At 63.5% G+C, this 22,638-nt stretch carries 15 protein-coding genes and 1 tRNA gene; 8 read left to right on the top strand and 8 right to left on the bottom strand.

Features of this window, described 5'->3' with window-relative positions; translation table 11 throughout:
• Positions 1-148 precede the first annotated feature (148 nt).
• From P12x_RS18775 to P12x_RS18765, 3 genes are all read left to right on the top strand, one after another.
• Positions 149-2,518: a DUF1592 domain-containing protein gene (locus P12x_RS18775; protein WP_435011688.1), complete on the top strand. Its 2,370-nt coding sequence runs from the start codon at positions 149-151 to the stop codon at positions 2,516-2,518.
• Position 2,519: 1 nt separating this feature from the next.
• Positions 2,520-3,836: a DUF1552 domain-containing protein gene (locus P12x_RS18770; RefSeq protein WP_435006094.1), complete on the top strand. Its 1,317-nt coding sequence runs from the start codon at positions 2,520-2,522 to the stop codon at positions 3,834-3,836.
• A gap of 233 nt (positions 3,837-4,069) precedes the next feature.
• Positions 4,070-4,585 carry a hypothetical protein gene (locus P12x_RS18765; protein ID WP_435006092.1) on the top strand — a complete coding sequence of 172 codons (516 nt, stop codon included), beginning with the start codon at positions 4,070-4,072 and terminating at the stop codon, positions 4,583-4,585.
• A 247-nt stretch (positions 4,586-4,832) separates the two neighbouring features.
• On the opposite strand, the gene P12x_RS18760 is transcribed toward P12x_RS18765, so the two are convergent.
• The 3 genes from P12x_RS18760 to P12x_RS18750 all read right to left on the bottom strand — a co-directional run bounded on the left by P12x_RS18760 (position 4,833) and on the right by P12x_RS18750 (position 8,929).
• Complete coding sequence (locus tag P12x_RS18760) at positions 4,833-6,461, bottom strand: polymorphic toxin-type HINT domain-containing protein (RefSeq protein WP_435006091.1); 1,629 nt, start codon at positions 6,459-6,461, stop codon at positions 4,833-4,835.
• An 82-nt stretch (positions 6,462-6,543) separates the two neighbouring features.
• Complete coding sequence (locus P12x_RS18755; protein ID WP_435006089.1) at positions 6,544-7,839, bottom strand: MFS transporter; 1,296 nt, start codon at positions 7,837-7,839, stop codon at positions 6,544-6,546.
• A 100-nt stretch (positions 7,840-7,939) separates the two neighbouring features.
• The gene (locus P12x_RS18750; protein ID WP_435006086.1) at positions 7,940-8,929 is read right to left on the bottom strand and encodes an aldo/keto reductase; all 990 of its coding nucleotides are present in this window, start codon (positions 8,927-8,929) and stop codon (positions 7,940-7,942) included.
• Positions 8,930-9,096: 167 nt separating this feature from the next.
• Here P12x_RS18750 and P12x_RS18745 point away from each other — a divergent pair, with 167 nt between their 5' ends.
• A complete protein-coding gene (locus tag P12x_RS18745) occupies positions 9,097-10,044 on the top strand; it encodes an alpha/beta hydrolase (protein WP_435006084.1) in 948 nt (315 codons plus the stop codon).
• 16 nt (positions 10,045-10,060) lie between these two features.
• Here the strand turns inward: P12x_RS18745 and P12x_RS18740 are convergent, their stop codons facing one another.
• Both P12x_RS18740 and fae read right to left on the bottom strand, forming a co-directional pair.
• Positions 10,061-10,429, bottom strand: coding sequence for an STAS domain-containing protein (locus tag P12x_RS18740; RefSeq protein ID WP_435006082.1), 369 nt, complete (start codon positions 10,427-10,429; stop codon positions 10,061-10,063).
• Positions 10,430-10,471: 42 nt separating this feature from the next.
• On the bottom strand, positions 10,472-11,020 hold the full coding sequence (fae, locus tag P12x_RS18735) for a formaldehyde-activating enzyme (RefSeq protein ID WP_435006080.1): 549 nt from the start codon (positions 11,018-11,020) through the stop codon (positions 10,472-10,474).
• A gap of 375 nt (positions 11,021-11,395) precedes the next feature.
• Between fae and P12x_RS18730 the strand changes: the two genes are divergently transcribed.
• The 3 genes from P12x_RS18730 (at position 11,396) to P12x_RS18720 (ending at position 16,327) form a co-directional block, all read left to right on the top strand.
• Complete coding sequence (locus tag P12x_RS18730) at positions 11,396-14,503, top strand: DUF1553 domain-containing protein (protein ID WP_435006079.1); 3,108 nt, start codon at positions 11,396-11,398, stop codon at positions 14,501-14,503.
• Between the two features lie 112 nt (positions 14,504-14,615).
• Entirely contained in the window at positions 14,616-16,076 is a 1,461-nt protein-coding gene (locus P12x_RS18725; RefSeq protein WP_435006077.1) for a DUF1501 domain-containing protein, read from the top strand.
• Positions 16,077-16,253: 177 nt separating this feature from the next.
• Positions 16,254-16,327, top strand: a tRNA-Met gene (locus P12x_RS18720).
• A 307-nt stretch (positions 16,328-16,634) separates the two neighbouring features.
• Here the strand turns inward: P12x_RS18720 and P12x_RS18715 are convergent.
• Together P12x_RS18715 and P12x_RS18710 are read right to left on the bottom strand one after the other, a co-directional pair.
• Positions 16,635-17,000 (bottom strand): hypothetical protein, encoded by a 366-nt coding sequence (locus P12x_RS18715; protein ID WP_435006076.1) that lies wholly within the window; start codon positions 16,998-17,000, stop codon positions 16,635-16,637.
• A gap of 127 nt (positions 17,001-17,127) precedes the next feature.
• Positions 17,128-18,807: a sigma-70 family RNA polymerase sigma factor gene (locus P12x_RS18710; RefSeq protein WP_435006074.1), complete on the bottom strand. Its 1,680-nt coding sequence runs from the start codon at positions 18,805-18,807 to the stop codon at positions 17,128-17,130.
• A 286-nt stretch (positions 18,808-19,093) separates the two neighbouring features.
• On the opposite strand from P12x_RS18710, the gene glgX reads away from it, so the two are divergent.
• On the top strand, positions 19,094-21,274 hold the full coding sequence (glgX, locus tag P12x_RS18705; protein ID WP_435006073.1) for a glycogen debranching protein GlgX: 2,181 nt from the start codon (positions 19,094-19,096) through the stop codon (positions 21,272-21,274).
• A 99-nt stretch (positions 21,275-21,373) separates the two neighbouring features.
• On the opposite strand, the gene P12x_RS18700 is transcribed toward glgX, so the two are convergent.
• A complete protein-coding gene (locus tag P12x_RS18700) occupies positions 21,374-22,354 on the bottom strand; it encodes a hypothetical protein (protein ID WP_435006071.1) in 981 nt (326 codons plus the stop codon).
• Positions 22,355-22,638: the final 284 nt, after the last annotated feature.

The raw sequence follows: 22,638 nt of genomic DNA, 5'->3' as shown, positions 1-22,638 counted from the left end.
AATCCTTGCGGCGACAATCGAAATATTGTAGAATTATTTTAGAATCCTCGAAAAAATCCGCCATCCTCCTTGCCTTCCTTTCCGAATATCGTCGGCTTTCTCGAAACCGATCATGTTCGTACCTGCCTTCGCGACGGTGAGCCTACCAATGTCGATCTCCCCTCCGATCCTCGTCGGTTGTCGATTGCGTTTGGGATGGTATTTGCCCTCAATCTTCGCCCTAACGATCGTTTCGAACGTATTCGGCGAGGAAAAGACTGGCGAGCAAATCTACCAAAGCCTGTGCCTTTCGTGTCATGGCGCGAATGGTGAAGGATCGAAGGAATATTCCCGGGAACTCACGGGCGACCGATCGATCGAGCAACTTACGAAGTTGATCGATCGTACGATGCCCGAAGACGACCCCGAGCTCTGCGTCGGGCCGGATGCTCGAAAGGCTGCGATTTACATCTACAATGCCTTCTATTCCAGGACCGCTCAGGCCCGGAACAAGCCGGCTCGACTGGAACTTTCCCGGCTCACTGTCCGCCAATTTCGGAATTCCCTCGCCGATCTCGTCGAGAGTTTTCGCTGGCACGCGGAGCCGGATCAGGCTCGAGGGCTCAAGGGGGAATACTTCAAGTCTCGTCGAGTCTTTCGGAAAGGGGACCGCGTCCTGGAGCGGATCGATCCGGGGGTTCGATTCGACTTCGGAGTCGAGGCGCCTGCCGCCGAAGAGTTCGACCCGAAGGAGTTCTCGATTGTCTGGCATGGCTCGATCCTGGCGCCGGAGACCGGCGAATACGAGATGATCGTGCGGACCGAGAATGCCACCCGACTTCATGTGAACGACATGAAACGGCCGCTCATCGATGCCATGGTGCAATCGGGAAGTGATACCGAACATCGCGAGTCGATCTTCCTGATCGGCGGCCGGGCTTACCCCATTCGCCTGGAATTTTCCAAGGCGAAGCAGGGGGTGAACGACTCGAAGGAGAAGAAAGAAAAGACTCCCTCGGTCCCGGCGTCGATTTCTCTGGAGTGGAAACTTCCTCATCGGGTGGCCGAGACGATTCCTGTCCAGTACCTTTGGCCGGGCGATTCGCCCGAATCCTTCATCCCGACGACCCCTTTTCCGCCCGATGACCGGAGCGTGGGCTACGATCGCGGGACCTCGGTCTCGAAAGCCTGGGATCAAGCGACGACCGACGCGGCGATCGAACTGGCCGACTATGTCCTAGCCCATCTCAAGGAACTCTCGGGAGTGGCCGATGACGCGCCCGATCGAGCGATCAAGCTCCGCGAGTTCTGCCTGAAATTCGTCGAGCGGGCCTTCCGTCGCCCGCTCACCGCGAATCAGATCGAACGCCAGGTAAACCGCCACTTCGCGGAGGGCATCCATCCCGAGATGTCGGTCAAGCGGGTGTTGTTGCTGGCCCTGATGTCGCCCCGATTCCTCTATCGAGAGGTCGAGGGAGTCGACTCCTTCGATGTAGCCTCTCGGCTCTCCTACGGACTCTGGGATTCGATCCCTGACGGGGAACTTCTTAAGGCCGCTGAGGAGGGCCGGCTCTCCACTCGCGAGGAGGTCGCATCTCAGGCCGAGCGGATGATCTCCGACCATCGAGCCCGAGGGAAAGCCCGCGAGTTCCTGTTTCAGTGGCTTCGAGTGGATAGCGTTCCCGACCTGGCCAAGGATCCCGAGAAATACCCCGGCTTCGACGCGACGATCGCCTCCGATCTCCGGACCTCGCTCGAACTTTTCCTGGACGATTTGCTCTGGGGCGAAAGCCCGGATTATCGAAGCTTGCTGCTCGCGAACTCGATCTACATGAATGCGAGGCTGGCAAGCTTCTATGGCGTGGAAACCCCCGACGACGGGACGTTCCGGAAAGTCGAGCTTGACCCGACCGAACGGGCCGGTGTCCTCACCCATCCCTACCTCCTGGCGAACTTCGCCTACACCGCGACGAGTTCGCCGATCCATCGGGGGGTGTTCCTCTCGCGGAGCATCCTGGGTCGAGCCTTGAAGCCGCCGCCCGAGGCGGTTGCCCCCCTGGCTCCCGACCTCCATGCGGGCCTGAGCACCCGCGAACGCGTGACGCTGCAGACCAGCCCGAATTCGTGCATGACCTGCCACGGGATGATCAACCCGCTCGGCTTCGGGCTGGAGCAATACGACGCCGTGGGCCGATTCCGCCTGGAGGAGAAGGGGAAGCCGGTCGACTCATCAGGGGCCTATGAGTCCCCATCGGGCGAACTCACCAGTTTCGCTGGCGCCCGCGAGCTGGCCCAGGTCCTGGCCGAGAGCGACGAGGCCCACTCTGCCTTCGTCGAGCAGTTCTTCCATCATCTGGTCCAGCAGCCGATCCGGGCCTTCGGGCCTCAGTTCCTGGTTGACCTGAACCGATCCTTCGCCGACAACGGATACAACATCCGCAAGCTGATGGCCGATGCCGTGGCCTCCTCGGCCCTGGCCGCCCCCGACCTGATCCTCGACGGCCGGTTCCCTCGCCGACCCTTCTTCACGGAGAATTGAAATGTCCCATCGAAATACTCGACGCGACTTCATCCGCGACCTGGGGATCGGCTCGGCGGCCTTTCCGTTCCTCCTGAATCTCCCCAGCCTGGGCTTCGCCAACCAGGAGGCCCGAAAGAAGCGGCTGGTGATCATGTTCAGCCCCAACGGCGTGATCCCGTCGAACTTCTGGCCCGACGAGGAAGGGGAGAACTTCACCCTCAAGGAAAGCCTCTCCCCGCTGGAGCCTTTCAAGGATCGGACCCTGACCCTCCACGGGATCTCGGATAAGGTCCGAGGTGACGGCGACAACCACATGAGGGGGATCGGCTGCCTCCTGACCGGCGTCGAGTTGTTCCCGGGCAATATCCAGGGCGGGTCGCACACCCCGGCGGGCTGGGCGAGCGGCCGGTCGATCGACCAGGAGATCAAGAACAAGCTCCAGGCCGATGCCGCCTCGAAGACGCGCTTCGGCTCGCTCGAATTCGGCGTGATGGTCCCCGACCATGCCGACACCTGGACCCGGATGGTCTACGCCGGACCCAACAAGCCGATCGCGCCGATCGACGACCCGTACCAGATGTTCGCCAAGCTCTACGGGCGGATGAAGGACAAGGAGACGCTCAAGAGCGTCCTGGACGACCTCCAGGACGATCTGAAGCGGATCAGCACCAGGGTCTCCAGCGAGGATCGCGCGATCCTGGACGAGCACGCGACCTTCGTCCGCGAGATGGAGCAGGAGTTGAAGGGTGCCGATGCCACGCTCGGTCACGCCGTACCCGAACTGGAGCCGGGCGTCAAAGAGCAGAATGACAACATGCCCAAGATCAGCAAGATGCAGATCGACCTGATGGTCAACAGCTTCGCCGCCGACTTCGCGCGGGTGGCCACTCTCCAGTACACCAACTCGGTGGGCGGGGCCAAGATGCGCTGGCTGGGGGTCGACGAGGGGCACCACGAACTCTCTCACAACCCCGATAGCGACGAGAAGTCGAAGGACAAGCTGACGAAGATTAACAAGTGGTACTGCGAGCAGATGGCCTACCTGGCCCGCCGACTGGCCGAGACCCCCGAACCGGGCGGCTCGGGTAGCCTGCTCGACAACACCACGATCATCTGGACCAACGAACTGGGCAAGGGGAATTCCCATACCATGGACAACATCCCGTTCGTCCTGGTGGGCAACGGCCTCGACTTCAAGATGGGCCGCTCGCTCAAGTACAAGAACATCTCGCATAACCGGCTCTTGCTGGCGATGGCCGCGGGCATGGGCCATCCGATCGAGCGGTTCGGCAATCCCGACTTCTGCGTCGACGGCGTCCTCTCGGGCCTGGTCTGAACGTTCCGAATCGATCGTTTCTTATCGATAAATCATGATCGATGACCAACCCCATTGGCGGGTTATCGGCGCCCCGATCCCCCGCCTTACCTCGGTTCGCTAGCTACCAAGCTTCCGGCCAAGGCGGGACGAGCGACGTTCCGGACGTAGAATGGAAGGAGTTGACCGAGAGTTATTCCATTATATTTCATGTTTTCGCAATCGCGGATCGTGCGGCCTGGGAGGGATCATCGTTGTTACCTCTCGACGATACTCGATGGCAGTCCTACCTCGGCGGCTACCGAGTCCCCTATGATGCCTCGGTCGGCCTCACGAGCTTCCTTGACGGCAAGCCGCCCGATCCCATCTGGGAGGAGTTCTGGGATGAGTTGCATCATCAGGGAGATGTCCATCAGGCATCTTACGCGGCAGTGCCCTGGCTGATCGAATTCATTCGGCGCATCCCCAAGCTCGACTGGAATCCCGTGGACCTGGTTGCCACCATTGAACTCCAACGCGATCAACTCAGGAATCCCAAGGTCGCCCCTGAGCTTGCCGACAGCTACTTCTTGGCCATTCGGGCTCTTCCCGAAATACTGAGCACCCACCCCGATCGCGATTGGGGCGAGGATGTCGTCGGCCCGGCGGTCGCCTGCATCGCACTCGCACGCGGACAGCGGTGGTTTGCTCGCGCCTGCATCGAACTGGATCGCGACACGGCCGGACGATGGTTCACGGAGGAATTCGGCTGGAAGTTCCCAGAGGGATAACCTCGAATTCGGGGGCATTCCTGCCTCCGTATCGATTCTATCCCCCTGCCTCGGTCGTTGCCCTCGCCGCGACGTCGAGAATACGCCGGTCCGCGATGCGCCCCATAATTCGGCGGGGATCGACGGGAGCGGGCTATCATCACCGGACTATTGGATCCGCTCCGTCGAAAATTCGGCCTGTCTTGATTAGTGTCAGGCACGCCCCTCAAGCTGTTCACGAGCATCTCGCGTGGTCATTCGGACGGCGTTATCGAACTGGGGCTTTCGCGACAGTAACCCCTGCGTCGAACGGCTCGAAGCTGGGAATGACCAGGCTATTGTCATGGACCAGGGCCCGGGTCGTCCCCACGAAGAAGCTATGACCTCCTTCGACCTCCAGGTTGAACACGGGCTGGATCTGGTCTCGACCAACCTTCACGACCTCGGCCACTCCACCGACCGAGCGGATCAGGTCACCGGGGAGGAGGTCGCGGGCCATGGTCCAGCCTTGGCCCGCCCTCCAGAATCGATGGATCGGGGTGGCCACGATCGTCTCTGATTCAAGCTCCACCCGAAGCGTCGGGGAAGGACGATTGTGGAAGGTCGCGAGGACCGGCCGGAAGCGGATTTCTCCGGTGATCGGATCCTGAGAAAGCACCTGATCGCCGACCTTCAGTTGCTCGATCGGCACCGAGCCCGACCGCGTAAGGACCAGCGTCCCGGCCCCGAAACAGCTATGACCGGCGGGAGCAACGGGCGGCCTGGGGACCACGACACGGATGTTCTCCGAGACGATGGGCTTCCGGACCGGCTCGGGGCTCCGATAGGAATAGCCGAGTTCATCGATCCACCAGCCGGTCCAGGACTCCGGGTTGGGGCCGAGATCCACGCCGGTAACCACTTCGAGGGCCCGCTCGACGCGAGCATTGGTCAGTTCTATCGCGACGTTGGACCGCTCGAGGGCCCGAATATCCGTCCGCTGGCGAGCGTTCACGGCATCCCGGGCATCGGCGTCGTTCGTCCCGGCTCTCCCCCCAAATTGGGCCGTCTGGGATGTCTGATAGGTCCGCTCGACGATCACCGAGGGGCCTTCGACCCGAAGAATCCCCGAGACCCTGCGGCCGGTACCCCGGACGACCTCGTATCGGATGGGCTCTTGAAACCAGTTGATCAAGAGCCCGACGAAGGTCCTCGGGTCGCGACGCCCGAGCGATCGGAGGGCGGCGATTCGGACCGAGTCGTCGAGGCCGAAGACGGCCAGATGGGCCAGGACTTGCGAGGAAAGGGGCGAATCGAGGCGGGCGAGGACCTTGATGGCCCAGGATTGCTCCCAGGCCGCCCGGTCGGCGAAGGCCCTCCGGAGTGTCGGGATGGCCCGAGGATCTCGGATGGCCAGGAGTTCTCGGGTCGCTTCGGCCCGATGTTCGGGATCATTGAGCCATCGACGCCAAATGGCGATCTTCGGCCCCCACTCGCGATCGGCCTGGGCTTGAGCCTCGGCCTCGGTCGCTTCGGCGGTCACCTCGGCCGCCGACATCCACCGACCCCCGCGCCGAACGTGCCCGAGTCGCTGGCGGGCATCCGGGTCATCGGGGACGATCCGGGTCAGGACCGTGAAATGGGCGACGGCTTCGTCTTCCAGACCCACGGAGTCGCACCAACGGGCCAGTTCTCGCTGACTCTCCTCGGTCTCTGGTGCGGCCGAACGCCGGGTCTCATACGCCTTCCTCAAGGCTCGATGCCTGGAGTCCCCGCGATCCCGACCGATCAACTCATCGGGAGTGATCCAGCGCCCCTGGTCATAGACCAGGCCCCGGAGGCCGGCTTCCCGAATGTCGTCGTGAGGGACATCGCCCAGGATCAGGGCGGAACAGACGCAGGCCAGGGCGATCATCATGGTGCCTCCCGGTTCGCGGGACGGACTGAATGATCTTCATCCTAGGCCAAGTCACGCTCGACCGCCAGCGCCGATCCTCCGATCAGAATGCCTCGGCCGCCGGGACCGGATCGAGGACGATCTCCTCCATCGAGTCTCGTTGACGAGCCCTGGGGTCCGAAACCGCGGGACGGACCCGGCCGGCGAGCCAGACGCTCAGCAAGGTCGATGTGGCCCCGATCAGTCCGACCACCCAGTAATGACGGAGCGAATGGTCGGCCCCTTCGAAAATGATCAGGCCAGCGACGAACGACCCAATCCCCGCCGCGACGTGCTGCACCGAGGAATAGGCACTCATGAATCCGCCTCGGAGTCGGGGCTCGACGCTCCCCGTGATCATGGCCATCGCCGCGACCATCCGGCCCGAGTTGCAGACGATCAAGAGCGAAACCGCCAGGACCGCGAGCGGAAGTCCCGACCTGGGAAGATTCGTCAGGAAGATCATCATCAGGGCCGAGCAGGGAGCGATGATTCGATAAACGAGCAGTTTCCCGGCGCGGTCGGCCCAGCGTCCGATCAGCGGTGATGAGATGAGCGAAAGCGCCCCACCCCCGACGTAGATCCAGGGGAGGTCCTTCTCCAGGACTCCCACGTTGGCGACCAGGTAAGGGCTGATGAACGGGACGACCAGAAAAGTCCCGAACATCAAGGTGATCACCAACGCAAATGCTCGGAGGTGGTTAGGATGGGTATACATCTCCACCAATCTCGTGCCTGCGTTCGCCGAGGTCCTGGTCAGATGACCTTTCAAGGGCGGGAGGATGAAGACTCCGCAGGCGAGAATCGGTATTCCCAGGACGACGAGCATCAAGAACGGAGAGTGCCAGCCATAACGGGTCCCCAGGAAGAGCCCGAAGGGGACACCCACCACCGAGGCCATCGAAAACGCGGACATCAGTATCCCGCTCGCCCGGCCTCGACGCTCGTCGGGGAAGACGTCTCCGATGATGGCCATCGCCATCCCGCCCATGATCCCGCCGAAGGCCCCGGTCACCACGCGGGCCGCCAGGAGCAACCCATAGTTGGGGGCCAGCCCGCAAAGCAAGGTCCCGACCAGGAATCCGACATAGAGCCCGAGAAAAGCCGCCTTCCGCCCGAATCGATCGACCAATGACGAGGCCACCACCCCGGCCAGGCCCGCGCTCAGCGTGTAGGACGAGACGACCAGCCCGAACTGGGCCGGGCTGATGGATAGCGTCCGCATCAGTTGCGGACCCAGCGGCATGATCACCATGAAGTCGATGATGCTGGTGAACTGCACCGAGGCCAGGATGAACAGGACGGCCCGCTCGTTCACCGAGGGGACTTCGGGACCTTTGGCACCGTCGGCAAGACTCATGGACCGACCTCCCGAGGATCAACCGAAATCCGACGAGCCCGCCCGCGGACCCCGGGATCGGAGCCTCGACATGGTAGGAAGGTTCGACCGATCGTCAACCTCAACGACCGACCGAAGACATCATCGAGGTCGGATAGCGGTCTCCCGAGGCCGCACCCTTGGGGGCAACCTCGTCGATCCGCGACAGATCGGCCGGACTCAACTCCAGATCGATGGCCGCCGCGTTCTCTTCCAGATACTTCCGGCGCTTGGTCCCCGGGATCGGGACGAGGTCCGGCCCCTGGGCCAGGACCCAGGCAAGGGCCAGTTGCGAGGCGGTTACTCCCTTCTCGACGGCGATCGCCTTGATCCGGTCGACCAGCTCCAGGTTCCGGGCGAAGTTCTCCCCCTGAAACCTCGGCGATCGCCTCCGATAATCGTCGGGCTCGAAGTCGTCGGGCGACCGAAACTGACCGGTGAGGAACCCTCGGCCGAGCGGGCTGTAGGGGACGAAGCCGATCCCCAGCTCCCGGCAAGTGGGCAGGATCTCGTCCTCGGGGTCGCGACTCCAGAGCGAGTATTCGGTCTGGAGCGCCGAGATCGGGTGGACGGCCTGGGCCCGGCGGATCGTCGACGGCCCGGCCTCGGAGAGCCCGAGATGGCGGACCTTGCCCGCCCGGACCAGTTCGGCCATCGCTCCCACCGTCTCCTCGATCGGGACTTCCGGGTCGACTCGGTGCTGGTAGTAAAGGTCGATGTGATCGACGCCCAGCCGCTTCAGCGAGGCGTCGCAGGACGACCGGACGTAGTCGGGCTTGCCGCTGACCCCCCGGAAGGTCGGGTCCTCGGCCGAGCGGAGGATGCCGAACTTGGTGGCGAGCACCACCTTGTCCCGGCGATCCTGGATGGCCCGACCCACGAGTTGCTCATTGGTATAAGGGCCGTACATGTCGGCCGTGTCGAGGAAGTTGATCCCGAGGTCCAGGGCCCGATGCAAGGTGGCAACGGACTCGGCGTCGTCCCGCTCGCCGTAGAAGTCCGACATACCCATGCAGCCGAGCCCGATGGCCGAGACCCGCAAACCCGACTGGCCCAGTGTTCGATATTCCATGCATGCGGCTCCGGTCGGGTGTCTCGATCGGGCGAGACCCGCCCTGATCGCAGGAAGTCTATGAAAGTCGGCTACCCCCGAGTCAACCCCCGGAGTCGTCCCGACTACGCGCAATCGCCCTGTCGGGCCATAATCTTCGAGTCCCGCAGTCCCGGAGACCTCCGACCATGTCATCGACGATCCCTCCCGATCAGGCCTCGCGCTCCCGTCGCAAGTTGAAGAGGTTCCTGATCGCCGCCATCGGCCTGACTGGACTCTGGTTGCTGGGATCGCTGATCGTGGCCCATCACCTGACCCAGCGCAAGGGGACCCGGCACGAAGAGCCCACCCCCTCGGTTGCCTGGGCGGAGTTCGAGGGGCTCCGTTTATCGACCCGAGACGGGCACGACCTGGGAGCCTGGTTCGCCGAGGGGACGGGGCAGGGGCCTTCGGTAATCCTCCTCCACGGGAACGGGGGGAACCGATCCCAGAGCCTTTCGAGGGCCGAATTACTCGCGAATGAAGGATGCTCGGTCCTTCTGGTCACACTTCGAGCCCACGGCGATTCTTCGGGCAATCACAACGACATCGGCTATTCGGCGCGCCACGACGTGGTGGCCGCGGTCGAGTCCATGGAACGTCGGCGACCGGGGAGGCCGATCCTCATCCTCGGGTCGTCGCTCGGGGCTGCGGCCGCGACTTTCGCCTCGGGCGAGCTGGGCCACAGGGTCTCGGGCTATTTCCTGGAAGCCCCCTATCTCGACCTCAAATCGGCCGTCAGGAACCGGACCAGGGAGATGCTCCCCATCGGGCTGGAATGGGTCGCGTTCCAGGGACTTCTGACCGTCGCACCCCTGGTTGCGCCCGATCTGGAAAAGACGTCTCCCCTCCAGGCGATCGGGGGAGTGCCCCAGGACGTCCCCATCACCCTCATCGCGGGGCGACACGATCGGAAGGCCACCCCCGAGCAGGTCGGGCAACTCTTCGATCGGGTCCGGTCGCACGGGAATCTCGTGGTCTTCGAGAATGCCGGGCACCTGAGATATCTCCAGGCCGACCTCGAGCTATACCGCCGGACACTCCTGGGTTTCCTCCGGAAGGTCGTCGAAACGCCCACCGTCCGGGGCTCACGCTGAACGCCGAGCCCCGGTCTCAACCCGGATCCGGCCCGCCGGGCTTCGAGCGATCCAGGAACTCCGAAGCCCCCTCGGAATCATCAAAGACGTCCCAGTAGGCATCCATGCGCATCTCTTCCAGGTATTTCTCCAGGGGAGGCGAGACGTTGGCCAGCGCCACCTCGCCGCCCGAATTCCGGACCTGTCGGGTGAGCGTGGTCAAGAGCCCGAGGACCGTCGATCCGGTCTCGCGGACCCCGCCGACATCGAGTACAAACCGCCGATAGCCCTGATCGAGAAGCTCGCGGAGGTCCCGCACGGCGTCGAAGTGTCGAGGGTCGTTCATGAGCCGGGCGAAGTTGCTCAGGATCGCAATTTCACCCTCGAAGCGGACGTTGATGGCCATGAATCCCCCTCTCCGATCTCGTCAGACGTCAACTTCTAACGATCAAAGATTACCCTCGACCCCTTGCTGATGGAAATAATGCTCGATGTTCTCCTGGTTCTCCAGGAGCCAGTCGATCGTCGGCTCGTTCCTCATCGCCTTGCCGATCGCCTTGGCCGTCGCCTCGCGATGGGTGGCGAAGAGGGCCTTGTGGTCGAGGTCGTCCACCTTGAGCACCGCCGGGTCAAGCCAGACCGAATAGATGATCCCCAGGTCGTTCGCCTTCTCCTTGGGGATGTCGCCGGCCCGGACGGCGTCGAGCACCCCGTGGGCGATGGCCGCCTGGACCGTCCCCATCAGGATGTTGGTGTATTTCGCATTCTTGACCGTCACCTTGCTGACCATCACCGTCGCGGGGCGGACCTGGACGTCGCTGTTGAGGATCGCGAAGACCCGGGTGTGGCCCTTGACCTGATCGCCGATCAGATTGGCGAGGGCGTGGCCGACCGGCCCGTCGAGTTCTCCGATGACGACCTCGGGTTCGGCGGCCATGTAGTCCTCAGCCCCCTCAACCAGGGCCTCTCCCGTCCTCAAGATGATTCGGTCGCTCATCGGATGCCCTCGGTGGATTCGTCGGCTCTCGGGCCGGATATTATGGTCGAGCGTCGTCGCGGCCGGAACAGGGTGGCGTCGATTTGAAGGTTAAACCCTTGACCAACCATCGCGGGCCTACCTAAGTTAGATGTAGTAAATCCTCGTGCCGATGCCACGCCCCGGTCGATCCCCTGGCCTGAATGACTTGGAAGCCTTGCCCACGAGTGGCCCGAACCTGAAATGATCGGGTCGGGGGCTTGCGCCGAAATCCACCCTCCTTAATGTTGGCTTCCACTACGCAAGGCCAAGAAATCGATCGGACGAGGCGAGTGGCCCGGCCCGACCGGCGCCAGCGAGGCCGCATCATTCGGACCGTCGAAGAGGGGAATCTCGATGAGCCAGAACGGGAACAGGGTCGTCCTTCGGTCGCGACCGACGCTCCGGAGTGCCTTCGGGTTGCTCCTGGCGGGCGTCGTCCTGGTCGCTCCAAGCCCGGCCCAGGCCGCGGGAGACGTCGAATTCAACCGCGACGTCCGGCCGATCCTCCGCGAGACCTGCTTCGTCTGCCACGGGCCGGATAGCGGCTCACGCAAGGCCGATCTCCGACTCGACAAGCGCGAGGCCGCCATCGAGGCCGGGGCACTCAAGCCGGGCAACGCCGAGGAATCGGAGATGATTCTCCGAGTTCTCTCCGAAGATCCCGAAGAGGTGATGCCGCCTCCCGAGGCCAAGAAGCCCCTGACGGCCGAGCAGAAGGATATCCTGAAGCGTTGGGTCGCGTCGGGCGCGGAGTACCAGCCGCACTGGGCCTTCATCGCCCCAGTCCGACCCGAGCCCCCTGCGGTCCAGGATGCTGGCTGGGTCAAGAACCCGATCGACCGCTTCTTGCTCGCCAAGATGGAAGAGAAGGGCCTGACGCCCAGCCCCGAGGCGAATCGGAGGGTCCTCGCTCGGAGGGCCAGTCTCGACCTGACCGGCCTCCCGCCAACCCCGCCCGTGGTCGAAGCGTTCGTCAACGATGACTCCCCCGACGCTTACGAGAAATACGTCGACCGCCTCCTGGAATCCCCCGATTGGGGCGAACACCGGGCCCGCTACTGGCTCGACGCCGCCCGTTATGGCGACACGCACGGGATCCACATCGACAATTACCGGGAGATCTGGTCTTACCGCGACTGGGTCATCAAGGCCTTCAACGCCAACATGCCGTTCGACCAGTTCACCGTCGAGCAGCTCGCGGGGGACCTCCTCCCGGACCGGTCGCTCGACCAGCAGATCGCTTCCGGGTTCAACCGGTGCAACATCACCACCAGCGAAGGCGGGGCGATCGACGAGGAATATCTCGTTCTCTATGCCCGGGACCGGACCGAGACCGTATCCCAGACCTTCATGGGGCTGACCACCGGATGCGCCGTCTGCCATGACCACAAGTTCGATCCGATCAGCCAGCGTGAGTTCTACGAACTCTCGGCATTCTTCAACAACACCACCCAGCGGGCGATGGACGGTAACGTCAAGGACACCCCGCCCATCGTCTTCGTCCCCGAGGAATCCGATCGGGCTCGCTGGAGCGTGCTTGTCGGCGAGGTCGAGACCGCCAAGAAGGCCCTCGATTCCCGGCGAGAGGCCGCCCGTCCCGAGTTCGACAAGTGGTTCGCCACCCAAACCCCCGCCTCGATCTCGGGCTTCATCCCAACCGACGGCCTCAAGCTCCGGGCCAGGCTCGACGATCGCGACTCGGCCGCCAAGAAGACCGCCAGCGAGGGGATCGAGCTGGCCGACGTGGGCGACTTCGAGAAGGATCAGGCCTTCTCCTACGGGACCTGGATCCGTCCGACCAAGACCCTCGACGGGGCCATCCTTTCCCGGATGGACGACGCCGACAACTATCGAGGCTGGGATCTCTGGCTCGAAGGCGGAAAGGTCGGCTCCCACATCATCAGCAAGTGGGAAGGAGACGCGCTCAAGGTCGTCTCCGACGGGACCCTCAAGCCCAACGAATGGAATCACGTCCTGGTGACCTACGACGGATCGGGCAAGGCGTCGGGCATCCAGATCTACGTGGACGGCAAGCTCCGCTCGTCCGCGATCGCCGCCGACACCCTCAAGGGCTCGATCCGCACGAAGGTCCCCTTCAAGATCGGCCAGCGGAGCAATTCCTCCCGGGTCGAGGACGCCGCCTTCCATGATCTCCGGGTCTATGCCAGGGCCCTCTCGGCCGAGGACGTCGCCCAGCTTTACGGGGCCAGTCAGGCCTTCGACCTCGCCTCCAAGCCGCTCGACCAGCGGACCCCCACCGAGGTCGATCCCGTCTTCACCTGGTACTTTGCCAGCCAGGTCGCCGAGTCGAAGGAACTGACCGGCAAGCTGACCGCTCTGGAACAGGAGCAGGCGGCGCTCAAGGCCCGCGGGACGATCGCCCACGTCATGAACGAGAAGCCCGAACCGGCGATGGCGTTCATCCTTTCTCGAGGGGATTACGATAAACGTCGCGAACCGGTGAGTGCCGACACCCCCGACATCCTGCCTCCGATGGCCTCCGACCTCCCCAAGAACCGCCTGGGCCTGGCCCAGTGGCTGGTCCGGCCCGAGCACCCGCTGACCTCCCGCGTCACGGTCAACCGCTTCTGGCAGGAAGTCTTCGGAACCGGCCTGGTCAAGACAACGGGCGACTTCGGCTTGAGCGGAGAACTCCCCTCGCACCCCGAACTGCTCGACTGGCTCGCGCTCGAGTTCCGCGACAAGGGCTGGGACGTCAAGGCGTTCTACCGGCTCCTGGTCACCTCGGCCGCCTATCGCCAGTCGGCCGCCGCCACGCCCGACCAGATTGAGAAGGACCCCGCCAACCGCTACCTGGCCCGAGGGCCCAGGTTCCGGATGGACGCCGAGATGATCCGAGACTACGCCCTGGCGGTCAGTGGCGAGCTCGTCAAGCAGATCGGCGGGCCGAGCGTCCGGCCCTATCAGCCCGAAGGGGTCTGGGAAGCCGTGGCCATGCCCGGCAGCGACACACGGAACTATGTCCAGGATCACGGCGACAAGCTCTATCGGCGGAGCATGTACACCTTCCTGAAGCGAGCCGCGCCGCCGGCCTCGATGGACATCTTCAACGCCCCGGCCCGAGAGGTCTGCACCGTCCGCCGCGAGCGGACCAACACGCCGCTCCAGGCCCTCGTGACGCTGAACGACACCCAGTTCGTGGAGGCTGCCCGTAACCTGGCCCAGATCGTCCTCAAGGAAGGCGGGGAGACCGTCGAAGGACGGATCGACCTGGCCGCCCGACGGCTCCTGGCCCGCCCGATGACCCCCGAGGAGGTCAAGGTCGTCCGCGAGTCGTTCGACGCGCTCCACGACTTCTACAAGTCCCACCCCGAGGACGCGACCAAGCTGATCCAGGTCGGCGAGTCGAAGGCCGACCCGAGCCTGGCCGCCCCCGAGCTGGCCGCCTGGACCATGCTGGCCAATGAGCTGATGAATCTGGACGAAGTCCTGAACAAATAAGACCTGGAGATCTCCCCGATCGGGCAGGGTTCTCCCTGGCCTACTGAGATCGGGGAGGTCGGGCTGAGACGCGGGCCGGATCGATCGAGGGCTGATTTCGAGGGGAATGACCATGAATCCGCTGCAAGAGTACATCCGGGCCGAATCGCGTCGCCAGTTCCTGGGGCGGGGGGTCAACGCGGTCGGATGGGCCGCGCTGGCCTCGTTGATGGGCCCCAAGGCCCTCACCAGCCGCGCCAATGCCATGGAGGGGGAATTACCGGGCCTGGCCCATTTCGCCCCCAAGGCCAAGCGGGTCATCTACCTGCACATGGTCGGAGGACCGTCGCAGCTCGACTTGTACGACTACAAGCCGAAGATGGACGAGATGTATGACAAGGACCTGCCGGAATCGATCCGGAACGGCCAACGCCTCACGACGATGACCTCGGGCCAGAAGCGGTTCCCGATCGCCCCCTCGAAGTACAAGTTCGAGCAGCACGGCCAGTCCGGGATGTGGGTCAGCGAACTGCTCCCCCACACGGCCAAGATGGTCGACGACATGTGCTTCATCCGGAGCATGAATACCGAGGCGATCAACCACGAGCCGGCCATCACCCTGATGCAGACCGGCAACATGGTCACCGGTCGCCCGTGCCTCGGCTCGTGGGCCTCTTACGGGCTGGGCTCGGCGAACGAGAACCTCCCGACCTTCGTGGTCCTGGTCGCCAAGCCCTCCAACACCGAGCAGATCCAGGCCATCTCGGCGCGGCTCTGGACCTCCGGCTACCTGCCCGGCGAGCATGCGGGCGTCTCCTTCCGGAGCGGGGGAGACCCGATCCTTTTCATCAATAATCCGGACGGGGTGCCCGCCGAGGTCCGACGGAAGACCCTCGACGGCCTCCGGGCGCTCAACGAGGTCACCTATCAGCGAGTCGGCGACCCCGAGACTCACACCCGGATCGAGCAATACGAGCTGGCTTACCGGATGCAGTCGAGCGTCCCGGATCTGACCGACCTTTCCGCCGAGCCTCCCTCAACTTATGAACTCTACGGCGAGGACATCAAGAAGTCGGGGAGCTTCGCCCACTCCGCCCTCCTGGCCCGCCGGATGGTCGAGCGGGGGGTCCGGTTCGTCCAGATCTACCACAACAATTGGGACACGCACGGTAACGTCAAGGTCCGGCTCCCAAGCCAGTGCAAGGACGTCGACCAGCCCTGCTGGGGCCTGATCCAGGACCTCAAGTCGCGCGGCCTGCTCGATGAGACGCTGGTCATCTGGGGCGGCGAATTCGGCCGGACTATTTATTCGCAGGGCGGACTGACCAAGGACAATTACGGTCGGGACCACCACCCGCGTTGCTACACGATGTGGATGGCCGGGGGTGGGATCAAGCCAGGGACCGTCTACGGCGAGACCGACGATTTCTCGTACAACATCGTGAAGGACCCGGTCCACATCCGCGACTTCCACGCCACGGTCCTGCACCTCATGGGATTCGACCACGAGCGTTTCACCTACCGATACCAGGGACTCGACCAGAAGTTGACCGGGGTCGAACCCGCCCACGTGATCAAGGAACTCCTGGCCTGATCACCCTACGTCGGACCGGGATGACGCGGCGGTATCTCGCAGGATTCCGCCGCGCGATCCCGCTTTCACCTCGTGGTCATCTTGCAAAGGTCGAGTCGGTTCGATAAATTATGTCTCTCTGACCGGGACACCCGCCTAGCACTCTTCAAGTGCCGAGAATCGGGAAAGACCGCGTGAGGCGGCGTAGCTCAGTTGGTTAGAGCAGCGGAATCATAATCCGCGTGTCGGGGGTTCGAATCCCTCCGCCGCTATTCATGTGGGCGAGTGTCACTGGCCGACATCGACCACAAACTTGAAGCAGGGTCGGTTTTTGGAACCTGGCCAGACAACGGCGTCCGAAGGACGCCGTTTCCGTTCGTGCCGGACGCGGAATGGGCGACGTCGCCCGCCGATTCAAGTTCTCCCGCCGGTCAGAACTCCGGGATCCCGGAGGCCGATCGAGCGACGCTCCAGGGTCGCCAGAGCGTTCCGGGTCACAAATGACGAAGATCCCGAAACGTCACAAGGTCGTTTCGGGATCTCCAGGTACGAATGCCCCCGACCGATCGCATCAACCCGTCAGCGACGAGGGTCGATCACCTGGGTCGGCTTCCCCTCATAGGCGGACGGGTCATGGGCCGTGAGCACCACGTCGTTGCCGGGATTGATGGTGAAGTTTTCCTCCTGGATGAGTTGCTCTCCTCGATAGGTCCTCAAGGTATGGGTCCCCACCGGGAGATTGCAGACGATCGAAGAGCCCTGATCCGGGTCGCTCCGATACGGAAGGCCGTCGACCGTCACGACCGCCCCCACCTCGGTGACGTGGATGACCACCTCGCCCTCGGTCGGCCCAACCAGACTCGCGACATGCCAGAGAATACCCCCGCCCAGTAGGCAGGAGCCGGTCCAACGAATCGAGGCCGTGATCATGTTCTGGATCATCATTCATCATCCTTAAGAAGTTAACGTAGGGGGTCGGAGATAAAGTGCTTTCTTCCTGCGCGCGGAGCGAACCGCTCACGCCTGGAGGAATCCATCCGGGTGACTCAGTCGAGCTGACGAAGCTCTGGTCTCAACGACCTTCGATCAGGATCAATTCGCCGATATTGCCGGCGTCCCAGCCCTTGAAGCCGGTAGGCTGCGGGCCCCAGAAAAGCCAGGCCGGCTTCTTGCGGTCGCGGTCCTTGTCCACCACGACGACATCGAGTCCGATTCTCTGGCCCGCCTTCAATGCGGTCGGCTGATCGGGATAATGATCGAATGGCTGAACCGCCCACTCATAAGTCGTGACGTTTCCGACCCGGTTGAAAGCCATTTCGGTCGTCGACTTACGCCCATCACCGTACATGAGGGAGGGGTTCAGACCCCGGGGGTCCTTGTAGGCCGGGACGGGGCCGGGAACTCCGACATACTGGATCACCGGCATCTTGGTCGCATCGAGGATCCCGCCAGAGACTGCCTTCTCGGAGAACAATCCATCCACATAAATTTCCACGGCATCCGTCTGGTAAGGGTTGCCATCCTTCGGCAACGCGTCGTCATCACGGACGACGACCGCGAGATAGATCCTGCTCGTTTTCGGATCATAACCGGCCATGAAGTCGGCTTGGGGATCATCGATATCGCCAACGGGCATCGGATCGTAGTCGGGATGGTTTGCCAGACGTTGTCGGATCGGGTACCGCTCCAGGTCCTTGGGCCAGTCGTCCAACCGGCCGTCGAGTTTGATCCCGACCAGGGGGACCGCGAACGCCGAGTGCGACCGACTCGGGACCGGCAATTTCATCGGACTCGGGGCTTCGAGGGACTTCACCGGGGGGGGCGAGCCGACCCGGTCCGGGCGGGCCTGCCTCGCCTCGAAGGACGGGGGCTCGTTCGGCAAATCCGGGACGGAATTCGCCGCATGAAAGCCCAACCCGGCCATGATCAGGCCTCCACAGGCGACCATCCCGAGAAGTGTCGATCCGATCTTGGCCCCGGAGATCGCCTGAGAAAGCGTGGCCCAGGCGACCACCTTTCCGACGCCATTCCCGGTGAAGACCACCTTCACGGCCGATCGGGCCGTCGACTCGACCAGCTTGGCCGGGACCGAGGCGAAGCACTTCGAGGGGAGGAGGGCGGCGGCCCCGATTCCGGCCGTGATCGCCAGGCCTTTCCGGGCGAGGCTCGATCGGAGCCGATCCCTCGCCCGAGAGAGCCGACTCTCCACCGTCCCCACCGGACATTCCAGGCGCTGGGCGATCTCGTGGTGGCGAAGTCCCTCGGTATAGCAAAGCAGGAACGGCTCGCGATATCGCTGTGGAAGTCGGCGGATCTCCTCGTCGATCAGGGCCCGGACCTCGGCTCGATCCAGTTCTTCATCCGGGAGGGCCATCCGCCCGGGGACCTGACCCTCGACCACCTTCCGGCGCTCGGCGCGGCTCCGGGCCTTCCGGGAGAGCCTCTGGGCCACCTCATAGAGCCAGCCGGCCAGGGACTCGCGGCCCCGGACGGCCGTGGCTTTCTGGACCAGCAGCAGGAAGGTGGCCTGGAACGCATCCTCGGCCGCGTGAGGGTCGCCCAGGACTCGTCGACAGACCGACAGGACCATCGGCCCATGCCGGTGGATCAGCACCCGAAATGCCGATTCGCGTCCCGACTCGGCCTCAACGAAGTGGGTCAATAATCTCCGGTCGCTCCATCCCCCCATCGCTCCCAGGTGGAAGAGTGACTGAAGATCCTCGACCATCACCCGCCGATATTGCATCGTCATGATTCGATTCGCCCGACCGCCAAGTGGACCTTACACACATCATCCCCTGGAGCCGGTATTTCCTTCCAAATTAATTCCCGAAATGCCGAAGAATCCGAACACTCCAGGTCCGATCCTGTCCCGATCGTATCACGATCGCAACGGAAATCCGGTCGTCCTGCACCCGATCGGCATTCGACTTGCAGTTGCAGCCGGTATCATGGTGCTTTGGGCTCCAAAAGTTCCGATTGGCCTGTCCCAATCGCCGAATCGCGACGGATCTATTCCAAGACTGTTGGGGGAATTGATGAAGACGAAGCCGGGGACACCGAATCCGCTCGGAGCCACCTGGGATGGCAAGGGCGTCAATTTCGCCCTCTTTTCCGAAAACGCGACCAAGGTCGAGCTTTGCCTGTTCGATTCGCCCGAATCCGAGCACGAATCGAGCCGGATTCGGATGCCCGAGCAGACCGATCTGGTCTGGCATGTCTATCTCCCCGACATCAAGCCCGGTCAACTTTACGGATATCGGGTCTACGGCCCCTACGAGCCCGAAAACGGCCACCGCTTCAATCCTAATAAGATTCTCATGGACCCTTACGCCAAGGCGATCGGTCGCGAAATCCGCTGGCACGATTCACTCTTCGGGTACAAGATCGGCGACGAGGCCGAGGACCTCTCGTTCAGCGAGGACGACAGCGCCCCATACGCCCCGCTGGCCCAGGTGGTAGACAACACCTTCGACTGGGGGGACGATCGGCACCCGAACACCGCCTGGCACAAGACGGTCATCTACGAGGTCCACCCCAAGGGCTTCACCAAGCTCCACCCCGGCGTGCCCGAGGCCGACCGCGGCAGATACTCTGGCGTGGCGAGCGAGGCCAGCCTCGATCATTTCAAAAAGCTCGGAATCACCGCGGTCGAGCTCCTGCCGGTCCACTACCACCTCGACGACCGCCACCTCCTCGAAAAGGGACTTGTCAATTATTGGGGTTACAATACCCTGAACTTCTTCGCGCCCGACGCCCGCTATGCCGGCTCCGACCCGGTCCGCGAATTCCGGTCGATGGTCAAGGCCCTCCACTCGGAAGGGATCGAGGTGATCCTGGACGTCGTGTACAACCACACGGCGGAAGGGAACCAAATGGGGCCGACCCTCTCCCGGAGGGGGATCGACAACGCCGCCTATTACATGCTCTCGCCGGAGCACCCCCGCTTCTACATGGACTTCACCGGCTGCGGCAACGTGCCGAACATGTCGCACCCCCGGATGCTCCAGCACATCATGGATAGCCTCCGCTACTGGGTCACCGAGATGCACGTCGACGGCTTCCGGTTCGACCTGGCCAGCACCCTGGCCCGGGAACTCCACGAGATCAACCGGCTGGGCACGTTCTTCGACATCATCCACCAGGACCCGATCGTCTCGCAGGTCAAGCTCATCGCCGAGCCCTGGGACGTCGGCCCCGGCGGCTATCAGGTCGGCAACTTCCCGGTCCTCTGGACCGAGTGGAACGGGATGTATCGCGACTGCGTCCGGTCGTTCTGGAAGGGGGAGGGGGGGACCCTCAACGAGTTCGCCACCCGCTTCAGCGGCTCCAGCGACCTCTACCGCGACGATGGCCGGAAGCCTTACGCCAGCATCAACTTCGTCACCTGCCACGACGGCTTCACGCTGAACGACCTCGTCAGCTACAACGAGAAGCACAACGAGGCCAACGGCGAGGAGAACCGGGACGGGGCCGACGACAATCGGAGCTGGAATTGCGGAGCCGAAGGGCCGACCGACGACCCCGAGATCCTGAAACTCCGGGCGCGGCAGAAACGCAACCTGATGGCGACGCTCCTCCTCTCCCAAGGCGTCCCGATGATCTGCGGGGGGGATGAACTCTCCCACACCCAGAAGGGGAGCAACAACGCCTACTGCCAGGACAACGAGATCACCTGGTTCGACTGGGAACTCGACGAGGAACGCGAATCGTTCCTGGAGTTCGTCGCCAAGCTGGTCCACATCCGAGCGACCCAGCCGGTCTTCCAGCGTCGGAGATTCTTCAAGGGCCGGCCGATCCGGGGCGTCAAGGACATCGCCTGGCTCTCGCCGGTCGGCGGCGAGATGACCGAGGCCGACTGGGCGGCCGGATTCATCCAGTGCGTCGGCGTCCTGCTGGCCGGGGACCTGATCGAGGATCTCGACGAGGAAGGGGATCGGATCGTCGGCGAGACGGTGTTGATCCTCCTCAACGCCTACCACGAGCCGATCGATTTCACCATGCCCGAACATCAGTCCTCACGCCACTGGGAACTGCTCTTCGACACCGCCGAGCCGGAAGCCGAGGTCAGTTTCCACGAGGGCAAGGCGACCTTCAAGCTGGAGGGACGATCGGTCGTCGCCTTCCGCCTCCGTTCGGTCCATGAAGAGGCCGGGAAGGTCCTCTCGGCCGAACAGTCCGAGAAAATTTTGGAGAAAACCGGGGGCCGGCTGCCCTGAGCGACCCAGGATGTTGGGAGAGGTCGGGCTGGCCCGGGCCCATCCACCACGATCCGTGGGCCTGGGTTCGCCCGACCTCTCGCCTTCGAATTCGATTCGTCAGAGTTCAATACTGTCTTCATTCCTCGAACGGAAGTAGGACCGTATCGCTTCTCGGAGGACGATCGAGCGGGCGTGGCCGTGATCGACGAGCTGGTGGAGCCCTTGCCAGTCGCGTTTGAGGTCCACCGCGGGGTCGAACTGGGTATCCGTCAGGATCTTGCAGCGGTCCCAGTATTTGCGATTCGCCTTCTTGCCGTGCCAGTGGTGGAGGACGGCACCCGGCACATAGCCCAGGTCGCCCCGGAGCTTCAGGGCCTGGGCCTGCCAGTCCATCACGGCCTTCCGATAGCCCGGCGAAACCCCGGGATAGAGGACGTCGAGCCCCTCGCCGACCAGCGACTTGGCCATGATGTAGTCGGCCTCGCCGACCACCGCGACGTCGAACAACCCGCCGAGGACGTCCAACGCCTCGCGACGCGCCGCCCAGGCGAATCCGGGGTGATGCCAGTACGCGATCCGGGGATTGACGGGCAGGGGAGGGGCACCGCCGCCGTATCCCGCCTGGCCGCCACGCTTGCGGGTGATCCCGTGGACGTGGCTGAAGGCGAAGGATCGGAACGAGTTGATGATCATCCCCTCAGGCCCGAGGTCGTGGGCCTCGGCGAACATCTGGACGATGGCGTGGTGCTGGAGCTGCTGGAGCGTCTCCTGGACCCAGTCGTGACGGGCGAAGGTGAGGTCGGCGTCGACCCACGCGATGTACCGGGCATCCCGCGGGAGCCGGGCGATCCCCAGGTTGATCAGGTTCTCCTTGGCCCAGTACTCGTGGGCCGATCGGACCTGGATGTGGTGGGGATTCCCCGGCTCCGTCACCTCGAACGGCCGATTGGCGAAGGCCATCTCGACGACCGTCAAGCGAGCCCCCGCGCCCTGGACGTGGGACTCGAAGGCGCGAAATAGGTCGTATCGGGTCCGGTACCGGACCGGATTGGACACCACGGCCACGACATCCAGCACATCAGGAACCGACCTGATCATCCTCTTGCATTCGGGACGCCCGCCCCCAAGGGGCTGCGAATCACACTGACGGTCGTCGAGCTTCTGGAAGGTCACGCGGCACCTGGCGATAGGGTAGGGTGTCGGCTCCGAATCCCATCGACGAGGGAGAGACCTGAGGCCTTCGGGCCGGTCTCGCGTCCCCTCTCATCCCCTTCGCCAAATAAGATCGCCGCGACGGGGGCCGCCTAAACCGAGTTTCCGTCGAAAATCCCCGAGCAGTCCCTGGCTTCCCATCGAAAAATCGGTAGCATCGAGAAACACCG

This window comes from Tundrisphaera lichenicola (genome assembly GCF_051175385.1).
GTDB classification, from domain to species: domain Bacteria; phylum Planctomycetota; class Planctomycetia; order Isosphaerales; family Isosphaeraceae; genus Tundrisphaera; species Tundrisphaera lichenicola.
This window is presented reverse-complemented; position numbering and strand designations above follow the sequence as displayed.